Consider the following 22984-nt stretch of genomic DNA (forward strand, 5'->3'; position numbering starts at 1 on the left):
AGGGACAAGGTTATCATGCGTAACGTAAAACACCTGTTGCTCGCGGCTCTGCTGCTGACCAGCCCGCTGATGACCCTGGCTGCGGACGACGCGCCTTCGGCCGATCCGGACGTGACCATTCGCCAGGACGGCGACAAGACCATCCAGGAGTATCGCCAGAACGGCTTCCTGTATGCGATCAAGATCACTCCGAAGCACGGCAAGCCGTATTTCCTGGTGCGTGCCGATGGCACCGATGACAATTTCATCCGCTCCGACCAGCCGGACATGCTGATCCCGGCCTGGAAAATCTTCGAGTGGTGAGGCTGTAACCTTCAATTCAACCGGGCGCCGCCCTTGCGGCGCCAGTATGGGCAAATCTACGACATGTCTGTGTTTACACCCTTGACCCGCGCCGAGCTCGAAACCTTTCTGGCCCCCTATGGCCTTGGCCGTCTGCGGGACTTCCAGGGAATTGCCGCCGGTACCGAGAACAGCAACTTCTTCATCAGCCTGGAGCAGGGTGAGTACGTGCTGACGCTGGTCGAGCGCGGGCCGACCCAGGATTTGCCGTTCTTCATCGAACTGCTCGATGTACTGCACGACGCTCGGCTGTCGGTGCCCTATGCCTTGCGCACCACCGAGGGCGTGGCGCTGCGCACGCTTGCAGGCAAGCCGGCCCTGCTGCAGCCGCGCCTCGACGGTCGCCATGTGCAGGCGCCGAACAACCAGCACTGTGTGCAGGTGGGCGAGTTGCTGGGGCACATTCACACCGCCACCCTCGACGCACCGTTGGTGCGCCGCACCGACCGTGGCCTGGACTGGATGCTAGAAGAGGGCGAGAAGCTGGTCGCCGACCTGGATACTGCAGCCGCGGCGTTGCTGCGTCCGGCCCTGGCCGAGATCCAGGCGCATCACGCACAGATTCTGGCACTGCCACAGGCCAACCTGCACGGCGACCTGTTCCGTGACAACGTGATGTTCGAGGGCACCCACCTGACGGGTGTGATCGACTTCTACAACGCCTGCTCCGGGCCGATGCTGTATGACCTGGCGATTACCGTGAACGACTGGTGCTCGGATGAGCACGGTACCCTCGATGCGCCACGCGCGCGGGCATTGCTGGGTGCCTACGCAGCCCTGCGGCCATTCACTGCGGCAGAGGCACAGCTGTGGCCACTGATGTTGCGTGTGGCGTGCGTGCGGTTCTGGCTGTCGCGCCTGATCGCGGCGCAGTCGTTTGCCGGGATGGATGTGTTGATCCATGATCCCAAGGAGTTTCAGGACCGGTTGGCGCTGCGGCAGAAAGTTGGGGTGCCGTTGCCGTTTGCTTTTTAGGGCTTGAGACCGTGGGGCGGCCTTCGCGGGCAGAGCCCGCTCCCACAGGAACCTGCGTCTAGCCTGAACCTTCTCTCACAGGGCAGGGGTTCAGGCATGTGGGAGGAGCTTCAGAGCTTTTCCAGGCAGCCGGCGAGGTTGTCGGCCAGATTGCCCAGCAGGGTTTCGTAGCCGGTTGCGGTGGCTTCTTCGAAGCCGCCCAGAGCGTCCAGCTCGGCCAGGGTCACCGGCAGCCCGGCAGTCAGGGTCTGCGCCAGCTTGGGGCGCATCGGCGGCTCGCTGAACACGCACGTCTTGCCCACTTCCTGCAGGCGCTGACGCATCGCGGCAACATGCTGTGCGCCGGGTTGTACTTCGGCGGCCACGGCGAATACACCCGCATGTTTGAGGCCGTAGGCCTCCTCGAAATAATCGAACGCCTCGTGGAAGACGAAGTAGGGCTTGCCCTGAATGCCAGCCACCCGAGCGGCCAGACGTTTGTCCAAGGCCTGCAGGCGTTGCGTGAAGGCGGTCAGGTTGGCCTGGTAGCGCGGCGCATTGGCAGGGTCGGCAGCGGACAGGTCGGCGGCCATGCGCGTGGCGATCACCCGGGCATTGACCGTCGAGAGCCACAGGTGGGCGTCCAGGGTGCCCGGGCGATGGTCGTGATCGTGGTCCGATGCTTCCTCGTCATGGCCGTGGCTGTCTTCGGCAAAATGCCGCAGGTGCATGCCCGGCAGCGTCTGGATCGAGACCGTCGGCTTCTGCCGAGTCTGCAGCACGCGCGGCAGAAAACCTTCCATGTCCGGGCCGATCCAGTACAGCAGATCGGCGTCGGCCACCCGCCGCACGTCCGATGGCCGCAGGGCGTAATGGTGCGGCGAGGCACCGGGCGGCAGCAGCACTTCGGGCTGGCCGACACCGTCCTGCACGGCGGCCGCAATCAGCTGCACCGGCTTGATGCTGGTCAATACCCGCACTTGCGCCTGTGCCGGCAGGGCGGTCAGGCACGCGGCGAGCAAACCGATGGAAAGAGCAAAAATACGAACCACAATGAACACTCTCGGGGGCAAGAACAGGTAACATAATAACGTCTCTATCAGAATTCGTCGCCGCTCATGTCCAAAACACCGCTGGCCAGCCGTCCCCACGACCACTCACATTGCGTGCACCACGCACTGAGCGAAGCCGATGCCTTGTGCCTGAAACAAGGCCTGCGCCTGACCGCCTTGCGTCGTCGCGTGCTGGAACTGGTCTGGCAAAGCCACAAGCCACTGGGTGCCTACGACATCCTCGCCGTGCTCAGCGAACAGGACGGCCGCCGCGCAGCGCCCCCCACGGTCTACCGCGCCCTGGATTTTCTGCTCGACAACAACCTGGTGCACCGCATTGCCTCGCTCAACGCCTTCATTGGCTGCAACCATCCCGAGCATGCGCATCAGGGCCAGTTCCTGATCTGCCGCGCCTGCCACGTGGCCGTGGAGCTAGAGCACAAGACCATCAGCGACGCCATCGTCGAAAGCGCCCTGGGTGTCGGCTTCGTCGTCGAGGGGCAAACCGTGGAAGTGGTCGGCCTGTGCGCGGCCTGTCAGGGGGCGTGATGAGCGAAGCCTTGATCCGCCTGGACCAGGTCACGGTGGCATTCGCCGGCCAGCGGGTGCTCGATGACATCCACTTGTGCGTGCAGCCCGGCGAAATCGTGACGCTGATCGGCCCCAATGGCGCCGGCAAGACCACCCTGGTGCGTGCCGTGCTCGGGTTGCTCAAGCCCGATTCGGGCAGCGTGTGGCGCAAGCCGCGACTGCGCATCGGCTACATGCCGCAGAAGCTGCACGTGGATCCGACCCTGCCGCTGTCGGTCCTGCGCTTTTTGCGCCTGGTGCCGGGTGTGGACCGTGCCCGCGCTCTGGCGGCGCTGGAAGAAGTAGGCGCCGCGCAGACCATCGACAGCCCGATCCAGACGGTGTCCGGCGGTGAGATGCAGCGGGTGCTGCTGGCCCGGGCACTGTTGCGCGAGCCGGAACTGCTGGTGCTCGACGAGCCGGTGCAAGGCGTCGACGTGGCCGGCCAGGCCGAACTGTATGCCCTGATCACGCGCCTGCGCGAACGCCACGGCTGCGGTGTGCTGATGGTTTCCCACGACTTGCACCTGGTCATGAGCACCACCGACCAGGTGGTCTGCCTGAACCGGCATGTCTGCTGCTCCGGGCACCCTGCGCAGGTCAGCGGTGATCCGGCGTTCGTCGAGCTGTTCGGCAGCCACGCTCCCAGCCTGGCCATCTATCACCACCATCACGACCATGCCCATGACCTGCACGGCAGCGTGGTCAGTGACACTCATGTACACGGAGACAGCTGCAAGCATGGCTGATTTTTTACTGTATGCCTTGCTGGCGGGGCTTTCCCTGGCAGTGGTGGCGGGACCGCTGGGCTCGTTCGTGGTGTGGCGGCGCATGGCCTATTTCGGCGACACCTTGTCCCACGCGGCCTTGCTGGGCGTGGCCCTGGGCTTCGTGCTCGACATCAGCCCGGCACTGGCGGTCACGGTAGGCTGCCTGCTGCTGGCGATACTGCTGGTGACCCTGCAGCAACGCCAGCCGCTGGCCTCGGACACGCTGTTGGGGATACTCGCGCCCAGCACCCTGTCGCTGGGTCTGGTGGTGCTGAGCTTCATGCACGACGTGCGCATCGACCTGATGGGTTATCTGTTTGGTGACCTGCTGGCGATCAGTCCGACCGATTTGTATTGGATCATCGGTGGCAGTGTGGCCGTGCTCGCGCTGTTGATCGCCCTGTGGCGGCCGTTGCTGGCAATCACCGTTCACGAAGAGCTGGCACGGATCGAAGGACTGCCCGTGGCGGGCCTGCGCATGGCCTTGATGCTGCTGATTGCGGTGGTGATCGCGGTGGCGATGAAGATCGTCGGGGTGTTGCTGATCACCTCATTGCTGATCATCCCGGCGGCAGCCGCACAGCGGCATGCGCGCTCCCCCGAGCAGATGGCGCTGGGTGCCAGTGTGCTGGGGGTGATCGCGGTGTGTGCCGGGCTGGCGCTCTCGTGGTTCAAGGACACGCCGGCCGGGCCATCGATCGTGGTCAGTGCGGCGCTGTTGTTTCTGCTGAGTTTTGCGTTGCCCAAGCGGTAGTGGAGTGGCTGGCGCGAGTCGCTGTTATCTGTACACCTCGCGTCGATTGCCCAGCTGTACGACCAGCACTCGCAGCGCTCCGTCCTGGATATCGCAAACCACTCGGAAATCCCCAATCCGATATCGCCACAAACCGCCCAGCGGACCCGTCAGCGCTTTGCCCGTGCTGCGCGGGTCATCCCGACCGCCAATGCGCTCGTCCATGAAGTCGAGGATTCGCCTGGCTGTCTGTTTGTCGAGTTTGCGTAACTGGGTTCTGGCCGTATCGGTGTAATCAATCGTCCAGGCCAAGGTCTTTCCTTACGTCCGCTGACGAATGCACGGTTTCCCGACCTTTGCGAACCCGCTCCAAGACTTCCGCCGCAAGATAGTAGTCCTCAAGGTCACTCAGGCCATTGTCGATGATTTGACGCAAGTAATAGGCTTTGGTCCGCCCAGTGCTGCTCGCCAGGAAATCGAGACGCTGCTCGGTTTCAGGGGCAAGGCGAATGGAAGTTGCCATGTCGAGGGCTCCTGTGTAATACCTGTATTCACTGTATCACAAAGCGGTGTCTGGACACGGCACAGACCCCGCTTGCTTCTGCCAAAGAGTCGTGGCTCTAGCGATTTTCGGCGTCCATATTTTCGCCGACATCCCCACGGTGTAGACTTGGCCGTTTTTTGGGCAAATAGAGAGTCGTAGCAATGAAGCCGTTCGTCTCCCGTTACCTGCTACTTGCCACACTTTCCCTGGTGTTGACCGCTTGCCAGACCTCACCGGCCGACCACGCCGCTGATGCGGGTCCGGATGCCTGGCAGCAGCTGGAAACGAACATTGCCAGCAGCGAACTGGCCACGGCCGAGGATCAACTGGTCAAGCTGCAGGCGCAGGCCCCGCAGGACCCGCGCCTCACCGAGGCGCAGCGGCAGCTGGCTGAAGCCTACCTGCAGCGCAGCCAGGTGATGCTGCAGAAAGGTGACGTCAACGCTGCCGCCACTGCGCTGGGCCGTGCCCGCGTGCTGATGCCCCAGGCACCGGCGCTCACCGGTGGCGTCAACGGCGCCATCGCCCAGGCGCGCAAGTCTGAACTGGAGAAAGCCGAAGCCGCCCTGAAAGCTGCCGAAGCCAGGCCCAAGGCCCTGGTGCTGGATCCGAACGCCAGCGTTTCAGCGGTGCCGTTGAAGATGCACAGCGCGCCGCAGCTGCGCGCGCAGATGCGCGACATCGCAACCGACGTCGTTCATTACCAATGCGATGTGATCATTCAGGTGGCCCAACCGGGCGAATATCGCCGGCTGGAAGCGCTGCTCAAGCAGCGCGTCAGCGAACAGTTGCCAGAGATGCAACTGAAGGTCGGTCGCCGTGTGGTCCACGGACAACCGACCCAAGTGGTGCTTATACCGCGCCGTTAAGCCGGAATGGCTTTGGCGGCCGGCTCGCGATCCCACACGCGGTGCTTGGCGATGGCGGCGATGAACGCCTTGATGGTGCTGTCATCGTCACCTACCAGCAGCCCGGCATCTTCCTTCAGGCGCAGCGCTTCGAGCAGCGCCTTGCCATCCTTGCTGATACAGATTGCCTTGAGGTGCTTGTAGGCCTCGAGCAGGTAGTGCAATGCCACGCCATCGGCGCTCAGCGCCTTGATCGAATCGGCGCCGCCCGGCACCCACACCGCATCGAAAGCCACCGAAGGCAGGCCTTCCTGGGAAGCGTCGACGGCCAGGGTCTTGCCATCGGCCGTCTTGACCGGTGCGCTGGTAGGGCCCAGCACCTTGGCATGCGCGCCTTCGGCCTTGAGCGCCTTCTGCAGCGCAGCGACTGCATTGCCGTCCACGCCGTTGGCAACCAGAATGGCGACCTTGCGGCTCTTGATGTCGCCGGACAACAGGTTCATCTGGCTCAGCGCAGGCGATTCCTTCAGCGAGGAAGGCTTGACCGATACGGTGCCCTTGGTAGGCGCCGGCAGACCCAGGTTGGCCGCAACGCGCGAAGCCAGTTCCAGATCGATGTTGGCCAGAATCTCGTTGACCTGACGGGCACGGATGTACTCGCGCTCGACCTTGCCCAACTCGAAGCTGTAGGCCGCGATGATGTGCTCTTTCTCGGCATGGCTCATGCTGTTGAAGAACAGCGTGGCCTGGGAGAAGTGGTCGGAGAACGATTCGCTGCGCTCGCGGACCTTGTGCGCATCGACACGCTCGGGATAGGTCTCGAAGCCGCCGTCGATGGGTGCCGATGGGGTTTCCTTCGGCCAGCCGCCGTCGATCGAGTTCGGCTCGTAGGAAGCACGGCCCTTGTCGATACGGGTGCGATGCTGGGCATCACGCTGACCGTTGTGGTTCGGCGCGATCGGGCGGTTGATCGGGATCTCGTGGAAGTTCGGCCCACCGAGGCGGCTGATCTGGGTATCGGTGTAGGAGAACAGACGGCCCTGCAGCAGTGGGTCGTTGCTGAAGTCGATGCCAGGCACGATGTGGCCCGGGCAGAACGCGACCTGTTCGGTCTCGGCGAAGTAGTTGTCCGGGTTGCGATCCAGCACCATGCGGCCCAGTGGAGTGACCGGGACCAACTCTTCGGGAATGATCTTGGTAGGGTCGAGCAGGTCGAATTCGAACTTGTGCTCGTCTTCTTCCGGCACGATCTGCACGCCCAGTTCCCATTCCGGGTAGTCGCCCATCTCGATGGATTCCCACAGGTCACGGCGGTGGAAATCGGTGTCCTTGCCGGCCAGTTTCTGCGCCTCGTCCCAGACCAGCGAGCAGGTACCGAACTTGGGCTTCCAGTGGAACTTGACGAATGTGCCTTTGCCCTCGCCATTGACGAAGCGGAAGGTATGGATACCGAAGCCCTGCATGGTGCGCAGGCTTTTCGGAATGGCGCGGTCGGACATGGTCCACAGCACCATGTGCGCCGACTCAGGCACCAACGAGACGAAGTCCCAGAAGGTGTCGTGGGCGGAGCCGCCGGTCGGGATCTCGTTGTGCGGCTCAGGCTTCACCGCGTGGACGAAGTCGGGGAACTTGATCGCGTCCTGGATGAAGAAGATCGGCATGTTGTTGCCGACCAGGTCGAAGTTGCCTTCGTCGGTGTACAGCTTGACCGCAAAACCACGCACGTCGCGCACGGTGTCGCCCGAGCCACGCGGGCCCTGCACGGTGGAAAAGCGCACGAAGACCGGGGTCTTTTTCGACGGGTCGCGCAGGAAGCCGGCCTTGGTCAGCGCCGAGTGGTCTTCGTAGGTTTCGAAGAAACCGTGGGCCGCGGTGCCGCGGGCGTGGACGATACGCTCCGGGATGCGTTCGTGGTCGAAGTGCGTGATCTTCTCACGCATGATGAAGTCTTCGAGCAGCGACGGACCGCGCGGGCCAGCCTTGAGGGTGTTCTGGTTGTCGCTGATTTTCACGCCATGGTTGGTGCGCAGCGCCTGTCCGGTGCCATCGGCACGGAACTGCTCGAGCGATTCGAGCTTGGCGTTGGTGTTCTGGCGATCCAGGGTATCGGTGCCAGCGGCTTCGCTCTTGCCGGTAGGGGGGGTCTTGTTGCTCATCGGGCCTTAACTCCTTGGTTCACGGCAGTCCGTGGACGGACTCTGATAAGTACCCTCACCTGATCACGGCAGGCATGGGCCAGGGATACTCAGCAAGTGACCGGACGAATTGCGTGGACGTTCCTTTTTTTTCGCGAACGGTGGGTGGGCGAGCCTTTAGTCGCGTTATTGCCAAATCGCAGGTCGCCGCGAAAATAAATGCTAAATGCCACGGGATGCCTGGGCTAAAATGCGCGCCCGGCTACCCGCTGCCCCCATTCATGCGCCCCACAAGGTTCGCTACGTGATCGAGTTCCAAGATGTCCACAAGACCTACCGCGTGGCCGGTAGGGAAATTCCCGCGCTGCACCCCACCCGGCTCACGGTGCCGGCAGGCCAGGTGTTCGGCCTCATCGGCCACTCGGGCGCGGGCAAAAGCACGCTGCTGCGCCTGATCAACCGTCTGGAGAACCCCAGCGGCGGCACCATCATCGTCGACGGTGAAGACGTCACTGCCTTCGACGCCGACGCCCTGCGCGGTTTCCGGCAACAGGTCGGCATGATCTTCCAGCATTTCAATCTGCTGGCGTCCAAGACCGTCGCCGACAACGTGGCGATGCCGCTGAACCTGGCCGGCCGTCTGTCGCGCAAGGAAATCGACCAGCGCGTGGCCCAGTTGCTCGAGCGGGTGGGCTTGTCCGACCACGCACGCAAATACCCGGCGCAGCTATCGGGCGGACAGAAGCAGCGCGTCGGCATCGCCCGCGCCCTGTCGACCAACCCGAAGATCCTGCTCTGCGACGAGGCCACCAGCGCGCTGGACCCGCAGACCACGGCCTCGGTATTGCAGTTGCTGGCCGAGATCAACCGCGAACTGCAATTGACCATCGTGCTGATCACCCATGAAATGGATGTGATTCGCCGGGTCTGCGACCAGGTCGCGGTGATGGACGCCGGGCGCATCGTCGAGCAAGGCACGGTGGCCGACGTGTTCCTGCACCCGCAACATCCAACCACGCGTCGCTTCGTCCAGGAAGACGAGCAGGTCGACGAGAACGAGCAGCGCAGCGACTTCGCTCATGTGGCGGGGCGGATCGTGCGCCTGACGTTCCAGGGCGAGGCCACCTATGCGCCGCTGCTGGGCACGGTGGCACGCGAGACCGGTGTCGACTACAGCATCCTGGCCGGTCGTATCGACCGCATCAAGGATACCCCCTATGGCCAGTTGACCTTGGCTATCACGGGCGGCGACATGGAAGCGGCCTTCGCTCGCTTCACCGCAGCCGACGTTCACATGGAGGTGCTGCGCTGATGGACCTGATCAACTTCTTCGCCAGTGTCGACTGGAGCGAAATCTGGCAGGCCACCCTGGATACGCTGGTGATGCTCGGCACCTCGCTGCTGTTCACCATCCTGCTGGGGCTGCCGCTGGGTGTCGTGCTGTTCCTCACCAGCCCACGGCAGATGTTCGAAAAGCCACGCTTGTACGCGGTGCTTTCGTTCATCGTCAACGTGGTCCGCTCGCTGCCGTTCATCATCCTGATCATCTTGCTCATCCCGGCCACGGTGGTGTTGGTAGGCACCTCGCTGGGGGTGGCCGGTGCAATTCCGCCATTGGTCATCGGCACCGTGCCATTCTTTGCCCGCCTGGTTGAAACCGCCCTGCGCGAGGTCGACCGCGGCATCATCGAGGCGACCCAGGCCATGGGCGCCACGACGCGGCAGATCATCACCCGGGCGCTGGTGCCCGAGGCCATGCCGGGGATCATCGCGGCCATCACCGTGACGACCATCACTTTGGTGTCCTACACCGCGATGGCCGGTGTGGTGGGCGCCGGAGGCCTGGGCGACCTGGCGATTCGCTACGGCTACCAGCGCTTTCAGGACAACGTGATGTACGTCACGGTGATCATTCTGATTCTGATGGTCCAATTGCTGCAGATGCTCGGCGACCGTCTGGTCGTGCATTTCTCGCGCAAATGATTCATGCCTCGCACCTCATTCATGCCTGGTAAATAGTTCACAGTCAGGCCCGCAGGGGCCGACAAGGAAACCGAAGATGAAAAGACTACTGGCCGCCATGGCCGCCGTCGCTGCACTGTCCGTCCAAGCCAACGAAACCCTGAGCGTGGCAGCCACTGCAGTGCCTCACGCGGAGATTCTCGAGTTCGTCAAACCGCAGCTGGCCGAACAGGGCGTGGACCTCAACATCAAGGTGTTCACCGACTACATCCAGCCCAACGTCCAGGTGGCGCAGAAAGCCATGGACGCCAACTTCTTCCAGCACCAGCCTTACCTGGATGAGTTCAACAAGGGCAAGGGTACCGACCTGGTCGCCGTGACCGGCGTCCATCTGGAGCCGCTGGGCGCCTATTCCAGCAAGATCAAGACCCTCGACGAGCTGGGCAACGGCGCCAACGTAGTGGTGCCCAACGACGCCACCAACGGCGGCCGCGCGCTGCTGCTGTTGCAGAAGTACGGGCTGATCCGCCTCAAGGACCAGAGCAACATCCTGGCGACCACCAAGGACATCGTCGAGAACCCCAAGGGCTTAAAGATCCGCGAGCTGGAGGCAGCGACCATCCCGCGCGTGCTGACCCAGGTCGACCTGGCCCTGATCAACACCAACTATGCCCTGGAAGCCAAGCTGGATCCGTCCAAGGACGCGCTGTTCATCGAAGGCAGCGATTCGCCGTACGTGAACATCCTGGTGGCACGCCCCGACAACAAGGATGCGCCGGCCATGCAGAAGCTGGCAGCCGCGCTGCACAGCCCCGAGCTCAAGCAATTCATCACCGAGAAGTACAAGGGTGCAGTATTGCCGGCCTTCTAAGCCCGTGACGGCTTGACTCGCGCGTCCCTCAATCGCCCGCGACCAGCCCTGGAAGCTGGGCGATCATCTTGGCATTGTCGATCGGCCCGCGGATGAACCCACGTTGGCGCCCATCCGGCCCGATCAACGCCAGGTTGGCACTGTGCTCCACCAGGTAATTGGGCTTGCGCGTGTCGGCCGCGATGAATGGAATGCTGATGGCCCTGGCCAGTGTCTGCAGAGTGTCGACCGGCGCCACCCACCCCTGGAATCCCGCCTTGAAATAACCCAGGTATTGCTTGAGCCGCTCGGGCGTGTCGCGGTGCGGGTCGACGCTGATCAGCACCACTTGCAGGCGCTCGCGCGTGGCGTCCGGTAGCTGGTTCTGCACATCGCGCAGGTTGGCCAGCGTGGTGGGGCAGATATCCGGGCAGAACGTGTAGCCGAAGAACAGCAGCGACCATTTACCCTGCAGCCGGGTCAGGTCGACCACCGATCCGTTCTCGTCGGTCATGTGCAGGGCAGGCATCGCGCGGCTTTGCGCCAACAGGATGATGCCCGCATCGACCAGCCCGGCGCGGTCGGGTTGACGCTGTCCACTGAGCAGTTGATGAACGCTCAGCCCGATCAGCAGGGCAAGGGCGCCGGCAAGGGTAAACACGATTTTCTGCGTTCGGGTCATGGGCCTGGGATCGAGAGACGTTGGAGGAGGCGACGTTATCAGGCGAGCCGCAGCGAGGGTAGTGGTCAAGCGCCGTTATGAAATGTGTCCTGATTATGACAAATGCGTCTTAGCCTTCCCGATGGGCCAGCTATCGTTCCCACTTCACTTGCGTGACACTCGCCTGGAGCCTTCATGAACACCGCCGCATTGCGCGAGCAGATTCAACGTGCAACCGAACACGAGGCCGCTACCGGCCACCTGCATCAACGCCTGGAAAAACAGTTGCCGCAGCTGCACCCGGCCATCGACCTGGCCGAGGGCGGTGGTGTCGCTTTGTGGCGCTTCGTCAGCGCCTACATCGAGGAAGTCCCGCAGTTGCTCGATGCGGCCAGCGAAGTCGCCGGCAAGGCCGGAATCGAGTCGCAGATCAAACCGGTACTGAAGATAGCCGAGGAGTATTTTCTGCGTCCGCCCGGAATTGTGGCCGGCCAGGAGGGGCTGGATGGCCTGCTCGACGAAGCCTACCTGGCGCATCGCCTGGTCGAGGAAGTGAACGACCTGTACATCCGCCACCTGGGCCAGCCACTGATACCGCTGGACATGACCGTGGCCAACCTGATCGCTCACCAGTTGATCGGTGAAACGTTCGCCAACCAGCTGGATGAAGTCGTGCATCACTCGATGGCTCAGATGCTCTGTGACGAGCGCTTCGAGCTGCCGTCGGTGCTGGCCTATCGCGACAAGCTGATCAGCCCTGAAACCGGCGCGGCGTGGCAGCAATGGCCGTGCATGTCGCGGCGCCTGGGTATTGGCCTGGACCTGAACTCAGCCAGTTCCTGAGGGCCTGCACGGGGCCTGGCGAGCGGTCGTCGCCAGGCCCCGTGCAGCCGGTCTGCGCGGTCGTGCTAGCTGCCGAAGCCTGCCGTGGTGCGCAGCCGACCCTCGATACGCCGCTTCAGCCCGCGGCTTTCGATGACCATCCGCGAGCCCTTGCTCTGGTTGGCCCGACCCCAGTCTTCCAGCAGCTCCAGGCATGAGTGGTCGATGTAGTTCAACCCGGCCAGTGGCACATGCACGGTCGTACCCTCCGGAATGCTCGCCAGGGCCTTGGTCAGGGCCGGTACCTTGAGAAAGGTCGCCGAGCCCACCATGCGCAGTTCCACTTCACCCGGTGCCTGGTCGATCAGGGTGATCTTCAGACGTGCCGCCTTGAAGGCCAGCTTCAGCAAGGTCAGGGCGAAACCCAGCAGCACACCGGTGAGCAGGTCGGTGAAGACGATTGCCAGCGCCGTGGCCGCGTAGGTGAACATCGGCATCCGGCCGTAGCGGCCCAGGCCCTTGAAGGCCTTGAAGTCGACCAGCTTGACGCCGGTGAAGACCAGCACGCCCGCCAGGCTAGCGACCGGGATGCTTTGCAGCAGGCTGGACAGCAGAACCACGAACCCCAGCAGCCAGACACCGTGCAGGATCGCCGACATGCGTGTCTGTGCGCCGGCCTGGACATTGGCCGAGCTGCGCACGATCACGCCGGTCATGGGCAGCGCGCCCAGAATGCCGCAGAGCATGTTGCCTACACCTTGTGCCGACAGCTCGCGGTCGAAATCCGAACGCTGGCCGTTGTGCATGCGGTCGACCGCTGCTGCCGAGAGCAGGGTTTCGGCACTGGCGATGAAGGCCACGGCGATCGCGGCGATGAGCAGGGCAGGATCGGCCAGGTTGAGCAGGTCTGCCGGGCGCAGCCAGTCGATGGCTTCCGCCAGGTTCGCCGGCACTTCGACACGCTTGACCGGCATCGCGAAGAACAGGCTGAGGCCCGTCGCCAGGCCTACACCGAGCAAGGCACCGGGCACGAAGCGCAGTTTTTGCGGGCGCAGCTTTTCCCACGCATACATCACGGCAATGGTCAGCAGGCCCAGCAAGCCAGCCTGCCAGCCCAGCCCGCCACCGATGCTGGGGATGGCCTGGCCGACCACGGCGGGAAATTCGATCAGGTTGCTCAAGCCCGAGGGTTGCGGCGCCCGGTCGAGCATTACATGCACCTGGGACAGCACGATCAGTACGCCGATGCCGGCGAGCATGCCGTAGACCACTGCCGGTGCGGTGACGCGGAACCAGCAGCCGAGCTTGAAGCGCCCGGCCAACAGTTGCAGCAGGCCGGCCAGCAGCAGGATCGGCCCGAGCATGGCCATGCCATGCTGGCGAACCAGCTCGAAGACCAACACCGCCAGGCCGGCGGCGGGACCACTGACCTGCAACGGCGACCCGGCCAGGAATCCGACCACGATACCGCCGATGATGCCGGTGATCAGGCCTTTGGAAGGCGGCATTCCCGAGGCGATGGCGATACCCATGCACAACGGCAGCGCAACCAGAAACACCACGACCGAGGCGAGCAACTCGCGCGGCAACACTGCTTTCATCTGTGCAATATTCACGTTCAATCTCCTGCAAGCATTCAGGCGAGCCGGGCCGCACTTTTCGACAGGCAGCAGCGTGCCTGCCCAATCCCCTGCGGCCCAGCCAACGCGGCTGGGTACAGGTGGATTCGGCAAGCGAACGATGAGGTGTGCTGTCGACAGATTACGGCCAGGCGGGCCCTGTCATACGAATGACGCGGCTACCTAGAACCGGCCCTTGGGCGTCGCGCTCGGGGTCGTGGTCATTCTGTCGAGGGGACGGAAGCAGTCCTGTTCGGCGTCGTAGGCCTTGATCTCGCTGGTTTCGATGTTGTAGATCCAACCGTGGATGAACAACTGGCCGCTGGCCATGCGCGAGGCTACCGATGGGTGCGTGCGCAGGTGCTGCAGCTGGGAAATAACGTTTTCTTCGGTCAGCACTTTCATGCTTTCGGCTTCGTTGGCGCAGTTGCAGTTGTCTTCGACGACCGTGCGGGCCACTTCCGAATGGCGCAGCCAGGCCTTGACCGTTGGCATCTTTTCCAGCGAAGCCGGGTTGAGCACGGCACGCATGGCGCCACAGTCGGAGTGGCCGCAGACGATGACGTGCTGCACGCCCAGCGCCAGGATGGCGTATTCCAGCGCTGTGGAAACGCCGCCGTTCATTTGCCCGTAGGGCGGTACGACGTTACCGACGTTGCGGGTGACGAACAGGTCGCCGGGGGAGCTTTGGGTGATCAGTTCAGGGACGATTCGCGAGTCGGCACAGGTGATGAACATGGCCCGTGGCGCTTGCGCAGTGGCAAGCTTCTTGAACAATTCCTGTTGCTGGGGGAAGACGTCATGATGGAAATGCAGGAAGCCGTCGACGATCTGCTTCAGGGAGGCTTCAGCCGTATCGGCATGGCTCGGTGTAGGATCCTTGTCGCTCATGATTCATCCTCTTGCTGGATTTGAGATGGTTCCCAGTTTACCGGGTAAAAATTCCCACAGCTCATGGCTGGATGAGACGATTCACACAGGATTATGACTCGTGAGTCATTTGTCACTAACCCTACCGGTGAAAACTTAACTGAACCTGAATCGAGGCGTCTATTGCGCGGGGATGAGGGTTGTCGAGACGATGAACGGTGTTACAGGAGCACGCGGTCCCTGTAGCAGCGGCGCGAGCCGCGTCAGGCGTCACCGCGTTCTCCCAGATGCACCACATGGACCGCCGACGCGGCTCGCGCCGCTGCTACAGGGATCATGCGATCCGCAACCACGGTGCAAGCCGCTCCGGTGTCGGCTGTAGCAGCGGCGCAAGCCGCGTCATGAGGGCATACGGTGCAGCTGGCGGTTCAACGCACCAGGCAGGGACGCTTGTTGTCGAACTGCCAACCCGAGATCAGGTATTGCATGGCGATGCCGTCATCGCGCGCGCCGAGGCCCTTGGCCTTGTACAGCTCGTGGGCCTTGGCCACTTCGTCCATGTCGATGTCCACGCCCAGGCCCGGTTTGGCCGGCACCTTAACGAAGCCATCGACGATCTGCAGCGGCTCTTTGGTCAGACGCTGGCCGTCCTGCCAGATCCAGTGCGTGTCGATCGCGGTGATCTCACCCGGCGCCGCAGCCGCCACCTGGGTGAACATGGCCAGGGAAATGTCGAAGTGGTTGTTGGAGTGCGAGCCCCAGGTCAGCCCCCAGTCGTTGCACATCTGCGCCACCCGCACCGACCCCTGCATGGTCCAGAAATGTGGGTCGGCCAGCGGGATGTCCACCGACTGCAGCTGGATGGCATGACCCATCTCGCGCCAATCGGTGGCAATCATGTTGGTGGCGGTGGGCAGGCCCGTGGCACGGCGGAACTCGGCCATGACTTCACGCCCCGAGTAGCCGTTCTCCGCGCCGCATGGGTCCTCGGCGTAGGCCAGTACATGGTGCTGGTCACGGCACAGGCCGATCGCCTCCTTCAATGACCAGGCACCGTTGGGGTCCAGGGTGATGCGCGCCTCGGGGAAGCGCTCGGCCAGTGCCGTCACCGCCTCGATCTCCTCGGCACCGCGCAGCACGCCACCCTTGAGCTTGAAGTCATTGAAGCCGTACTTGGCCTTGGCCGCTTCGGCCAATCGCACTACCGCCTCGGGGGTCATTGCCTTTTCATGGCGCAGGCGGCTCCAGTCGTCGCCGGCGTCCGGCTCGCTGCGGTAGGCCAGGTCGGTCTGACCACGATCACCGACGTAGAACAGGTAGCCCAGCATCTTCACGGCGTCGCGCTGCTGGCCTTCACCCAGCAGCGCCGCCACCGGCACCTCGAGGAACTGCCCGAGCAGGTCGAGCAGGGCCGCTTCCATGGCCGTCACGGCATGGATGGTGATGCGCAGGTCGAAGGTCTGCAGGCCCCGCCCGGCGCTGTCACGGGCGGCGAAGGTGGTGCGCATGCGGTTGAGGATTTGCTGGTACTGGCCGATGGGCTGGCCCACCACCAGGCTGCGGGCGTCTTCCAGGGTTTCACGAATGCGCTCGCCCCCAGGCACCTCGCCAACCCCGGTGTTACCCGCACTGTCCTTGAGAATCACGATGTTGCGGGTGAAGAACGGGCCGTGGGCGCCGCTGAGATTGAGCAGCATGCTGTCGTGCCCGGCAACCGGGATGACTTGCAGGCTGGTGACGACAGGAGCGTTGTGCGCGGTCATATTGTTTTCCTTCTCCATGTTGTTGTCCTTGTCATTGAATCCACGCCAGGCGCCGCATGGGCCTGGCGAAAACAGTGCAGGCCGGCGTGCCCGTCACAGCGGCCGGGCCTGCGCGGGTTCGGCCAGGCCATTGGCAGGCTTGCCGGGCTTGGGCTGGGTACGCGCGAAGAACACCACGATCGCGGCCAGCACCGAGGTACCGGCCAGGCCGTACAGCCCGCCCTGAATGGAGCCCGTGCTCTGCTCCAGAAAGCCGAAGGTGGCCGGTGCGACGAAGCCACCCAGGTTGCCCACCGAGTTGACCAGGGCGATCACCGCCGCTGCGATGCGTGCATCCAGGTACGCCTGGGGAATCGGCCAGAACAGCGACGAGGCCGACTTGAAACCGATCGCGGCGAAACACACGGCGACGAAGGCGAACACCGGCCCACCGGTAGTCGACATGAACATCCCGGCGGCGGCGATCAGCAAGGCCGTGGCCACCCATGCCTGCTGGAACTTGAACTTGCCGGACAGGGCCGCGAAGCCGTACATGGCAATGATCGAGATCAGCCAGGGTATGGAATTGAGGAAGCCCACCTGCAGGTCGTCCAGGCCGCCCATTTTCTTGATGATGCTGGGCAGCCAGAAGGTCGCCGCATAGATGGTCAGCTGGATGCAGAAGTAGATCAGGCAGAACAGCAGGATCTGGCGATCCCTGAGCAGGGTGCCCAAGGTAGGCTTGACGGTGTGCATGGCATCACGTTCGCGCTGTTCGCGGTCAATCTCGCCCACCAGCGTGTCTTTCTCTTCCTGGGTCAGCCATTTGGCGTCGTGAACCTTGGAATCCAGCCAGAACCAGACGAAGAAGCACAACAGCACCGAGGCCAGGCCTTCGATCAGGAACATCCACTGCCAGCCGTGCATGCCCAGCCCTTCGATCTGCAACAGGGCACCGGCCAGTGGTCCGGAAATCAGCGAGGCCAGGGCCGAACCGCTGAGGAAGATGGCAATCGCCTTGCCACGCTCGACCCCAGGCAACCAGCGGGTGAAGTAGTAGATCACTCCCGGGAAGAAACCGGCTTCGGCGATCCCCAGCAGAAAGCGCAGGATGTAGAAATGGGTTTCGTTCTGAATGAACGCCATCATCGTCGCGACGATGCCCCAGGTGAACATGATCCGCGTCAGCCAGACCCGTGCGCCGACTTTCTGCAACAGCATGTTGGACGGCACTTCGAACAGGGCATAGCCGATGAAGAACAATCCGGCGCCGAATCCGTAGGCTGCCGCACCGATGCCCAGGTCATGCTCCAGGTGCGTGCGCACGAAGCCGATGTTGACCCGATCGATGTAGTTGACGATAAACATGATGACGAACAGCGGAAGTACGTGACGCTTCACTTTCGAGACGGCGCGGGCCAGGACGGCATCGCCGGTTGCAACGTTTGAATTGCTCACAATTCAAATCTCCCACTGATTGTTTTTATGCGGGTAGTGTGTGGATCGATCGGCAGCTGTGCGCTCGGTCGGCAGACATCATACAACTCAGCATCATTAAAACTCAACGCTTATGCAGGCTTTAAGCATGCCATCCGTCGTTGTCATACATCTTGGGCGGGCAGGTGGCGATGTCGATGGTCATTCCGCGAAACCCGTACCGGGCCCGGTGCAATGCCTGAGTGATACACCCAAGGTATGATCGGATTTTTCCTCGAGGGGGGCTCATCGATGTCCAAGCGACCCAACAGCCTGGCCCATGTGCTGGTCGAGGCCTTGAGCCAGCAGATCCGCCTGGGCACCTTGGCGCCAGGGGCCAAACTGCCGTCGGAGGGCGCCATCGTGGCAGAGCACGGGGTCAGCAGGACCGTGGTGCGCGAAGCCTTGTCACGCTTGCAGGCGTCCGGGCTGGTGGAGGCCCGGCATGGCGTCGGCACCTTCGTGTTGCAGCGCGAGCCGGCCCATGGCCTGCGCTTGAACGTCGATACGGCGCTCAGCGTACGCGGCATCCTGGAATTGCGCCTGGGCCTGGAAACCCAGGCGGCGGCTTTGGCGGCCAAGCGTCGCAGCGACGCTCAACTGGAACGCATGCGCAAGGCGCTGGATGACTATCAACGCTCGCTGGCCAACAACGACAGTTGCGTGGAGGAAGACAAACGCTTTCACCTGCTGATTGCCGAGGCGACCGGCAATACGTATTTCACCGACATCATGCAGCACCTGGGCGATGCGATGATTCCGCGCACTCGGCTCAACGCGCTGGAGAAGGGCGATGCCGATCTGTCCCAGCTGGGGCAGTTGGCGAACCTCGAGCATGAAGCGATCTACCAGGCCATTCGCAAGCAGGATGCCGACGCCGCGCGGGCGGCGATGTGGCTGCATTTGAGCAACAGCCGTGATCGTTTCAATGCCGATTGAAGGGAAGGCCTTTTACTGAAGGGTTTCGGTGAGGGCCTCTTCGCGGGCAGAGACCCGCTCCCACAGGAGTAGAACGCCTTTTTACTGAAGGGTGTCAGTGAGGCCCTTTCGCGGGCAGAGACCCGCTCCCACAAGGATGGTCACCCATTCACATACCTGTGGGAGCGAGCCCTCTGCCCGCGAAGAGGCCGGCTGCCTCGATCAATGGCTGGTGGACTGGCCCAGGTCATCGCCGGAAGTGTGTTTCATGTCGTCACCGCGCATCTGCTTGACGTCGCTGGCCGACACCGCCGAGCCCTGATTGCCCCAGCTGGTGCGGATGAAGTTCACCACGTCGGCCACTTCCTGGTCGGACAGGCGCCAGGCGAAGGCAGGCATGGTGAACGTCGACGGCGCCGTGTGCGTCGCTGGCAACGTGCCCCCGGCCAGTACGATATGGATCAACGAACTGGCATCCTCGGTCTGCAGCACCGGGTTGCCGGCCAAGGCCGGGAACACCCGGGTATAGCCCTGGCCATCGGTCCGATGACAGGCTGCGCAGTTGTCGATGTACAGCCCGGCGCCGACCTTGCTGTCGTCGCCCTTCCACAGCGCATCGGCCACGCGCGCATCGTATTCATGCGGCTTGTCGGCCCGGTCCACTGCCGGAAGCGTCTTCAGGTAGCGGGCAATTGCGGTCAGGTCTTCATGGCTCATGTACTGCATGCTGTGCTCGACCACGTCGCTCATGCCGCCGAACACCGCGCTGCGGTCGCTGCGGCCGGTCTTGAGAAACTGCACCAGTTGCTCTTCGCTCCAGCTGCCCAGGCCGTCCTTGTGATCGCCGCGCAGGCTCTTGGCGATCCAGCCTTCGAGCGGTGCGCTGCCAGCCAGGAAGTCGGCGCTGTCGGCGGCGCTGAGGGCCTTCTCCTGCATGGTGATCGCCCGCGGCGTATGGCAGGCGCCGCAGTGCCCGAGCCCTTCGACCAGATAGGCGCCGCGGCTGATCACCGGATCCGAGCCCGGCGGTGGCTGATAGGCACTGACCTTGGGCGCGAACAGACCACGCCAGATCGCCAACGGCCAGCGCATGCTCAACGGCCAGGGAATGTCGGTGGCCTTGTTCGGCTCGGCCACCGGCGCCACACCCTTCATGAAGTAGGCATACAGGGCCTGCATGTCGGCATCGCTGACCCGCGCATACGACGGGTAGGGCATGGCCGGGTACAGGCTGCTGCCGTTCTTGCCGATACCGTGGCGCACGGCCTTGTCGAAGTCGTCGAAACTGTAATTGCCGATGCCGTCGCCGTGCGGCGTGATATTGGTCGAGTAGACCGTGCCGATCGGGGTTTCCATGCCCAGTCCACCCGCGAATGGCGCACCGCCCTTGGCGGTATGGCAAGCCACGCAATCACCGGCACGGGCCAGGTAGCGACCCTGCTCGATCAGGGCGTCGTCGGGCTCGGCGGCCCAGGCCGGCAGACTGGTCGACAGGCAGGCCAGCAAGGTCAACGCAGCGATCTGGATAACGTTCATCTCTGCGCTCCTTATGCCTGCACCAGCGGGCCGGGGTTCTTCAGGTACTGCTCGCGAATGGCCCGCGCCGACCAGTAGGTCAATGCCGCCACCAAGCCAGTGGGGTTGTAGCCAAGGCCCTGAGGAAAGGCCGAGGCGCCTGGAACGAACACGTTAGGCACATCCCAGCACTGCAGATAGCGGTTGATCGCGCTGGTCTTGGGGTCGGTGCCCATGATCGCGCCGCCGTTGAGGTGGGTGGTCTGGTAGGAGGCAGTGTTGAAATGCTCGCCGACCATCTTGCCGAGCAGGGCAATGGCCTTGGGGTTCATGGCCTGGGCGACCTTGCTCATTTTCTCGACCATGAAGCGGTTCATCTTGATGTCGTTTTCCTGCCAGTCGAAGGTCATGCGCAGCAACGGCAGGCCATAGGCATCGCGGTACACCGGGTCCAGGTCCAGGTAGTTGCCGCGATAGGACTGATGGGCGCCGTGGGCATCCATCGACACCTGATGGGTGTAGTAGTCGGCAGTGGCCTTCTTCCAGGCACTGCCCCAGGCAGGCGTACCGGGTGGATTGGCCGTGCCGGCGATGGGCCGGCTGCCGGCCTGGTTGACCCACATCGGCGAGCCGCCGACGAAGCCATGGGGGCCATGGTCGAAGTTGTCGGCGTTGAAGTCGTCGAACGCCACGCCGTTGCCACCGGCACCGATGAAGTTGTTGGTGTGGGTGTCCTTGTCGAAGAAAGCCTTGATGGTGGCCATGTTCTGATAGGCGAAATTCTTGCCGACCACACCTTCGCCGGTCTTGGGGTCGTAAGGCTGGCCGATGCCGGAGAGCAGCATCAAGCGCACGTTGTTGAACTGGAAGGCTGCGAGGATCACCAGGTCCGCCGGTTGCTCGACCTCACGGCCCTGGGCATCGACGTAGGTCACCCCGGTTGCCTTGCGCTTGCTGCTGTCCAGGTTGACCCGCAGCACGTGGGCATTGGTGCGCAGCTCGAAGGTGTCGACCTGACGCAACGCCGGCAGAATGTTCACGTTCGGTGACGCCTTGGAATACATGTAGCAGACATAGCCGCTGCAGAAGCCGCAGAAGTTGCAGGGGCCCATCTGCGCACCATAGGGGTTGGTATACGGCCCCGAGGTATTGGCCGAGGGCAGGTTGTACGGCTTGTAACCGACCTCGGCCGCAGCCTTCTGGAACAGCTGCGCCGACACGGTGTTCTTCTGCGAGGCCAGCGGGAAAGGGTTGGAACGATCCGGGGCATACGGGTTGCCACCCTTGCCTTCGCCGACACGCACCCCGTTCACCGTCCAGGCCTGACCCGAGGTGCCGAAGACTTTTTCGGCAAAATCGAAGAACGGTTCCAGCTCTTCATAGCTGACGCCGAAATCCTGGATGGTCATGTCCTTGGGAATGAACTGCTTGCCGTAGCGCTCTTCGTAGTGGCTGCGCATGCGCAGCTCGATGGGATCGACCCGGAAATGCACGCCGGACCAATGCAGGCCGGCACCGCCGACGCCTTTGCCTGGCAGAAACGCACCCAACTGACGGTTGGGCAGGGCGACGTCGTTGACGCTGTGACGGATGGTCACGGTTTCCTTGGAGATGTCCTGGAACAGCTTCTTGCGCACGCTGTAGGTCAGCTCGTCGATCACCTGTGGATAACTGCCGTCGGGGTAGGTGTCCTGCATCGGGCCGCGCTCCAGCGCGACCACGTTGAGGCCCGCCTCGGTGAGCTCCTTGGCCATGATCGCGCCGGTCCAGCCGAACCCGACGATGACCGCGTCGACCTTCTTCATTACCGTTGCCATGTCAGGCCCTCTCGCCGCGAATCGACACTGCCGGGAAAGGGTATTGTTCGTTGCGTTCCACCCAGTCCATGAAATCGGCGCGTGCGCCGGGAAAACCGATCTGCGTCCAGCCGACCATGCCTTTGTTGCCGCCATGCACCGGATCGCAGAAGAAGCCTTCGCGGGTGTTCTGCAGCATCAGACTGAAAAATGCCGTGGCCGGCAATTCCTCGAAAACCAGCTCGCCTGCTTCGATCTTGCTGAGAATACGCTCCTGGGTAGCGCTGTCTTGCTCGGCAAAGCTTTTGCCTGATTGAGCCTTGCACCAGGTGTCCGTGGCAGCGATGCCCAAGCGATAGATCTGCTGTGGCACCAACTGCAGCTGATAGCCCATTTGCGGCGCGGCGTCGGTGACGAACGGACCCTGCATGTACCACAGCGCGCCGGTGGCGTAGGGCGTGTTCATCTGACGGTCGATGAATTCCGCCGCTCCGGCTTCCAGAGCACCGGGGCCCAGATCGTCCGCCGGAATCAAGCGAGCCACTGCGGCTTGGACGAACGCCCATTCTTCAGCGGTGAAAAATGACGGCTGGTAGTCGGCGGCAGGCGCGGGGGCTGGCGCTGGCGCTGGCGAGCGAGTATCGGCATTGGCATTGGCAGTCAGGGCAGCGACGCCCAGGCCACTGCTGGCAACGGTCACCACCGGAATGAGGGTCAGGGTTTTGCGCAGAAAATCCCGGCGCGGGTTGTTTTCTTGCTCGGACATCAAGGTTCCCATCAGCTGTTCGATACGGTTTTATCGATG

Annotated in this window: 23 protein-coding genes; 11 read left to right on the forward strand and 12 right to left on the reverse strand. The window is 63.1% G+C overall.

The features are described 5' to 3' along the window. The first annotated feature begins 15 nt into the window (after nucleotides 1-15). Both IFT76_RS15740 and IFT76_RS15745 read left to right on the forward strand, forming a co-directional pair. Nucleotides 16-303 (forward strand): DUF2782 domain-containing protein, encoded by a 288-nt coding sequence (locus IFT76_RS15740; protein ID WP_122480096.1) that lies wholly within the window; start codon nucleotides 16-18, stop codon nucleotides 301-303. Between the two features lie 63 nt (nucleotides 304-366). After that, entirely contained in the window at nucleotides 367-1317 is a 951-nt protein-coding gene (locus IFT76_RS15745; RefSeq protein WP_185794585.1) for a homoserine kinase, read from the forward strand. A gap of 110 nt (nucleotides 1318-1427) precedes the next feature. On the opposite strand, the gene IFT76_RS15750 is transcribed toward IFT76_RS15745, so the two are convergent. Further along, nucleotides 1428-2357: a zinc ABC transporter substrate-binding protein gene (locus IFT76_RS15750; protein ID WP_446731107.1), complete on the reverse strand. Its 930-nt coding sequence runs from the start codon at nucleotides 2355-2357 to the stop codon at nucleotides 1428-1430. Nucleotides 2358-2414: 57 nt separating this feature from the next. On the opposite strand from IFT76_RS15750, the gene IFT76_RS15755 reads away from it, so the two are divergent. From IFT76_RS15755 to znuB, 3 genes are read left to right on the forward strand one after another with little or no spacing between them, the layout of a single operon-like run. Further along, nucleotides 2415-2897 (forward strand): Fur family transcriptional regulator, encoded by a 483-nt coding sequence (locus tag IFT76_RS15755; RefSeq protein WP_122480095.1) that lies wholly within the window; start codon nucleotides 2415-2417, stop codon nucleotides 2895-2897. Continuing rightward, entirely contained in the window at nucleotides 2897-3667 is a 771-nt protein-coding gene (gene znuC / locus IFT76_RS15760) for a zinc ABC transporter ATP-binding protein ZnuC (protein WP_122480094.1), read from the forward strand. Before IFT76_RS15755 ends, znuC begins: the two co-directional genes overlap by 1 nt. Further along, nucleotides 3660-4442 carry a zinc ABC transporter permease subunit ZnuB gene (gene znuB / locus IFT76_RS15765; RefSeq protein ID WP_122480093.1) on the forward strand — a complete coding sequence of 261 codons (783 nt, stop codon included), beginning with the start codon at nucleotides 3660-3662 and terminating at the stop codon, nucleotides 4440-4442. The genes znuC and znuB overlap by 8 nt, the downstream gene beginning before the upstream one ends. A 24-nt stretch (nucleotides 4443-4466) precedes the next feature. Here znuB and IFT76_RS15770 read toward each other — a convergent pair whose 3' ends face one another. After that, complete coding sequence (locus tag IFT76_RS15770) at nucleotides 4467-4733, reverse strand: type II toxin-antitoxin system RelE family toxin (protein WP_192059222.1); 267 nt, start codon at nucleotides 4731-4733, stop codon at nucleotides 4467-4469. Next, nucleotides 4717-4944, reverse strand: coding sequence for a type II toxin-antitoxin system RelB family antitoxin (gene relB, locus IFT76_RS15775; RefSeq protein ID WP_192059223.1), 228 nt, complete (start codon nucleotides 4942-4944; stop codon nucleotides 4717-4719). Before relB ends, IFT76_RS15770 begins: the two co-directional genes overlap by 17 nt. A gap of 182 nt (nucleotides 4945-5126) precedes the next feature. Between relB and IFT76_RS15780 the strand changes: the two genes are divergently transcribed. Then, nucleotides 5127-5834, forward strand: a complete 708-nt coding sequence (locus IFT76_RS15780; RefSeq protein ID WP_192059225.1) for a PA5502 family lipoprotein — start codon at nucleotides 5127-5129, stop codon at nucleotides 5832-5834. On the opposite strand, the gene katE is transcribed toward IFT76_RS15780, so the two are convergent. After that, nucleotides 5831-7969 carry a catalase HPII gene (katE, locus tag IFT76_RS15785; RefSeq protein WP_192059227.1) on the reverse strand — a complete coding sequence of 713 codons (2139 nt, stop codon included), beginning with the start codon at nucleotides 7967-7969 and terminating at the stop codon, nucleotides 5831-5833. The two genes, IFT76_RS15780 and katE, sit on opposite strands and share 4 nt — an antisense overlap. A 283-nt stretch (nucleotides 7970-8252) precedes the next feature. Here katE and IFT76_RS15790 point away from each other — a divergent pair, with 283 nt between their 5' ends. From IFT76_RS15790 to IFT76_RS15800, 3 genes are all read left to right on the forward strand, one after another. Beyond that, entirely contained in the window at nucleotides 8253-9260 is a 1008-nt protein-coding gene (locus tag IFT76_RS15790; RefSeq protein ID WP_192055222.1) for a methionine ABC transporter ATP-binding protein, read from the forward strand. Further along, nucleotides 9260-9931: a methionine ABC transporter permease gene (locus IFT76_RS15795; RefSeq protein ID WP_122480089.1), complete on the forward strand. Its 672-nt coding sequence runs from the start codon at nucleotides 9260-9262 to the stop codon at nucleotides 9929-9931. Before IFT76_RS15790 ends, IFT76_RS15795 begins: the two co-directional genes overlap by 1 nt. A gap of 76 nt (nucleotides 9932-10007) precedes the next feature. Next, complete coding sequence (locus IFT76_RS15800; RefSeq protein ID WP_122480088.1) at nucleotides 10008-10781, forward strand: MetQ/NlpA family ABC transporter substrate-binding protein; 774 nt, start codon at nucleotides 10008-10010, stop codon at nucleotides 10779-10781. A 28-nt stretch (nucleotides 10782-10809) separates the two neighbouring features. Here the strand turns inward: IFT76_RS15800 and IFT76_RS15805 are convergent, their stop codons facing one another. Then, nucleotides 10810-11442, reverse strand: a complete 633-nt coding sequence (locus tag IFT76_RS15805) for an SCO family protein (protein ID WP_192059229.1) — start codon at nucleotides 11440-11442, stop codon at nucleotides 10810-10812. Nucleotides 11443-11616: 174 nt separating this feature from the next. Between IFT76_RS15805 and IFT76_RS15810 the strand changes: the two genes are divergently transcribed. Continuing rightward, the gene (locus tag IFT76_RS15810) at nucleotides 11617-12264 is read left to right on the forward strand and encodes a hypothetical protein (RefSeq protein ID WP_192055216.1); all 648 of its coding nucleotides are present in this window, start codon (nucleotides 11617-11619) and stop codon (nucleotides 12262-12264) included. A 65-nt stretch (nucleotides 12265-12329) separates the two neighbouring features. Here IFT76_RS15810 and IFT76_RS15815 read toward each other — a convergent pair whose 3' ends face one another. From IFT76_RS15815 to IFT76_RS15830, 4 genes are all read right to left on the reverse strand, one after another. Continuing rightward, on the reverse strand, nucleotides 12330-13859 hold the full coding sequence (locus IFT76_RS15815) for a SulP family inorganic anion transporter (RefSeq protein ID WP_122480085.1): 1530 nt from the start codon (nucleotides 13857-13859) through the stop codon (nucleotides 12330-12332). A gap of 186 nt (nucleotides 13860-14045) precedes the next feature. Beyond that, entirely contained in the window at nucleotides 14046-14753 is a 708-nt protein-coding gene (locus IFT76_RS15820; RefSeq protein WP_043191935.1) for a carbonic anhydrase, read from the reverse strand. A 407-nt stretch (nucleotides 14754-15160) separates the two neighbouring features. After that, nucleotides 15161-16495 carry a glucarate dehydratase gene (gene gudD / locus IFT76_RS15825; RefSeq protein WP_244647050.1) on the reverse strand — a complete coding sequence of 445 codons (1335 nt, stop codon included), beginning with the start codon at nucleotides 16493-16495 and terminating at the stop codon, nucleotides 15161-15163. Between the two features lie 93 nt (nucleotides 16496-16588). Then, the gene (locus IFT76_RS15830) at nucleotides 16589-17935 is read right to left on the reverse strand and encodes an MFS transporter (protein ID WP_446731035.1); all 1347 of its coding nucleotides are present in this window, start codon (nucleotides 17933-17935) and stop codon (nucleotides 16589-16591) included. A 267-nt stretch (nucleotides 17936-18202) separates the two neighbouring features. On the opposite strand from IFT76_RS15830, the gene IFT76_RS15835 reads away from it, so the two are divergent. After that, nucleotides 18203-18889, forward strand: a complete 687-nt coding sequence (locus IFT76_RS15835; RefSeq protein ID WP_185794595.1) for a FadR/GntR family transcriptional regulator — start codon at nucleotides 18203-18205, stop codon at nucleotides 18887-18889. Between the two features lie 201 nt (nucleotides 18890-19090). Here IFT76_RS15835 and IFT76_RS15840 read toward each other — a convergent pair whose 3' ends face one another. Genes IFT76_RS15840 through IFT76_RS15850 form a run of 3 tightly spaced genes read right to left on the reverse strand, consistent with a single transcriptional unit; the run spans nucleotide 19091 to nucleotide 22945 of the window. Then, on the reverse strand, nucleotides 19091-20404 hold the full coding sequence (locus IFT76_RS15840) for a c-type cytochrome (RefSeq protein ID WP_192059230.1): 1314 nt from the start codon (nucleotides 20402-20404) through the stop codon (nucleotides 19091-19093). 11 nt (nucleotides 20405-20415) lie between these two features. Further along, on the reverse strand, nucleotides 20416-22200 hold the full coding sequence (locus IFT76_RS15845) for a GMC family oxidoreductase (protein ID WP_192059232.1): 1785 nt from the start codon (nucleotides 22198-22200) through the stop codon (nucleotides 20416-20418). A gap of 1 nt (nucleotide 22201) precedes the next feature. After that, nucleotides 22202-22945 carry a gluconate 2-dehydrogenase subunit 3 family protein gene (locus IFT76_RS15850; RefSeq protein WP_192059234.1) on the reverse strand — a complete coding sequence of 248 codons (744 nt, stop codon included), beginning with the start codon at nucleotides 22943-22945 and terminating at the stop codon, nucleotides 22202-22204. Nucleotides 22946-22984: the final 39 nt, after the last annotated feature.

The sequence above is a fragment of the Pseudomonas sp. CFBP 13727 genome, assembly GCF_014841915.1.
Lineage (GTDB): Bacteria > Pseudomonadota > Gammaproteobacteria > Pseudomonadales > Pseudomonadaceae > Aquipseudomonas > Aquipseudomonas baltica.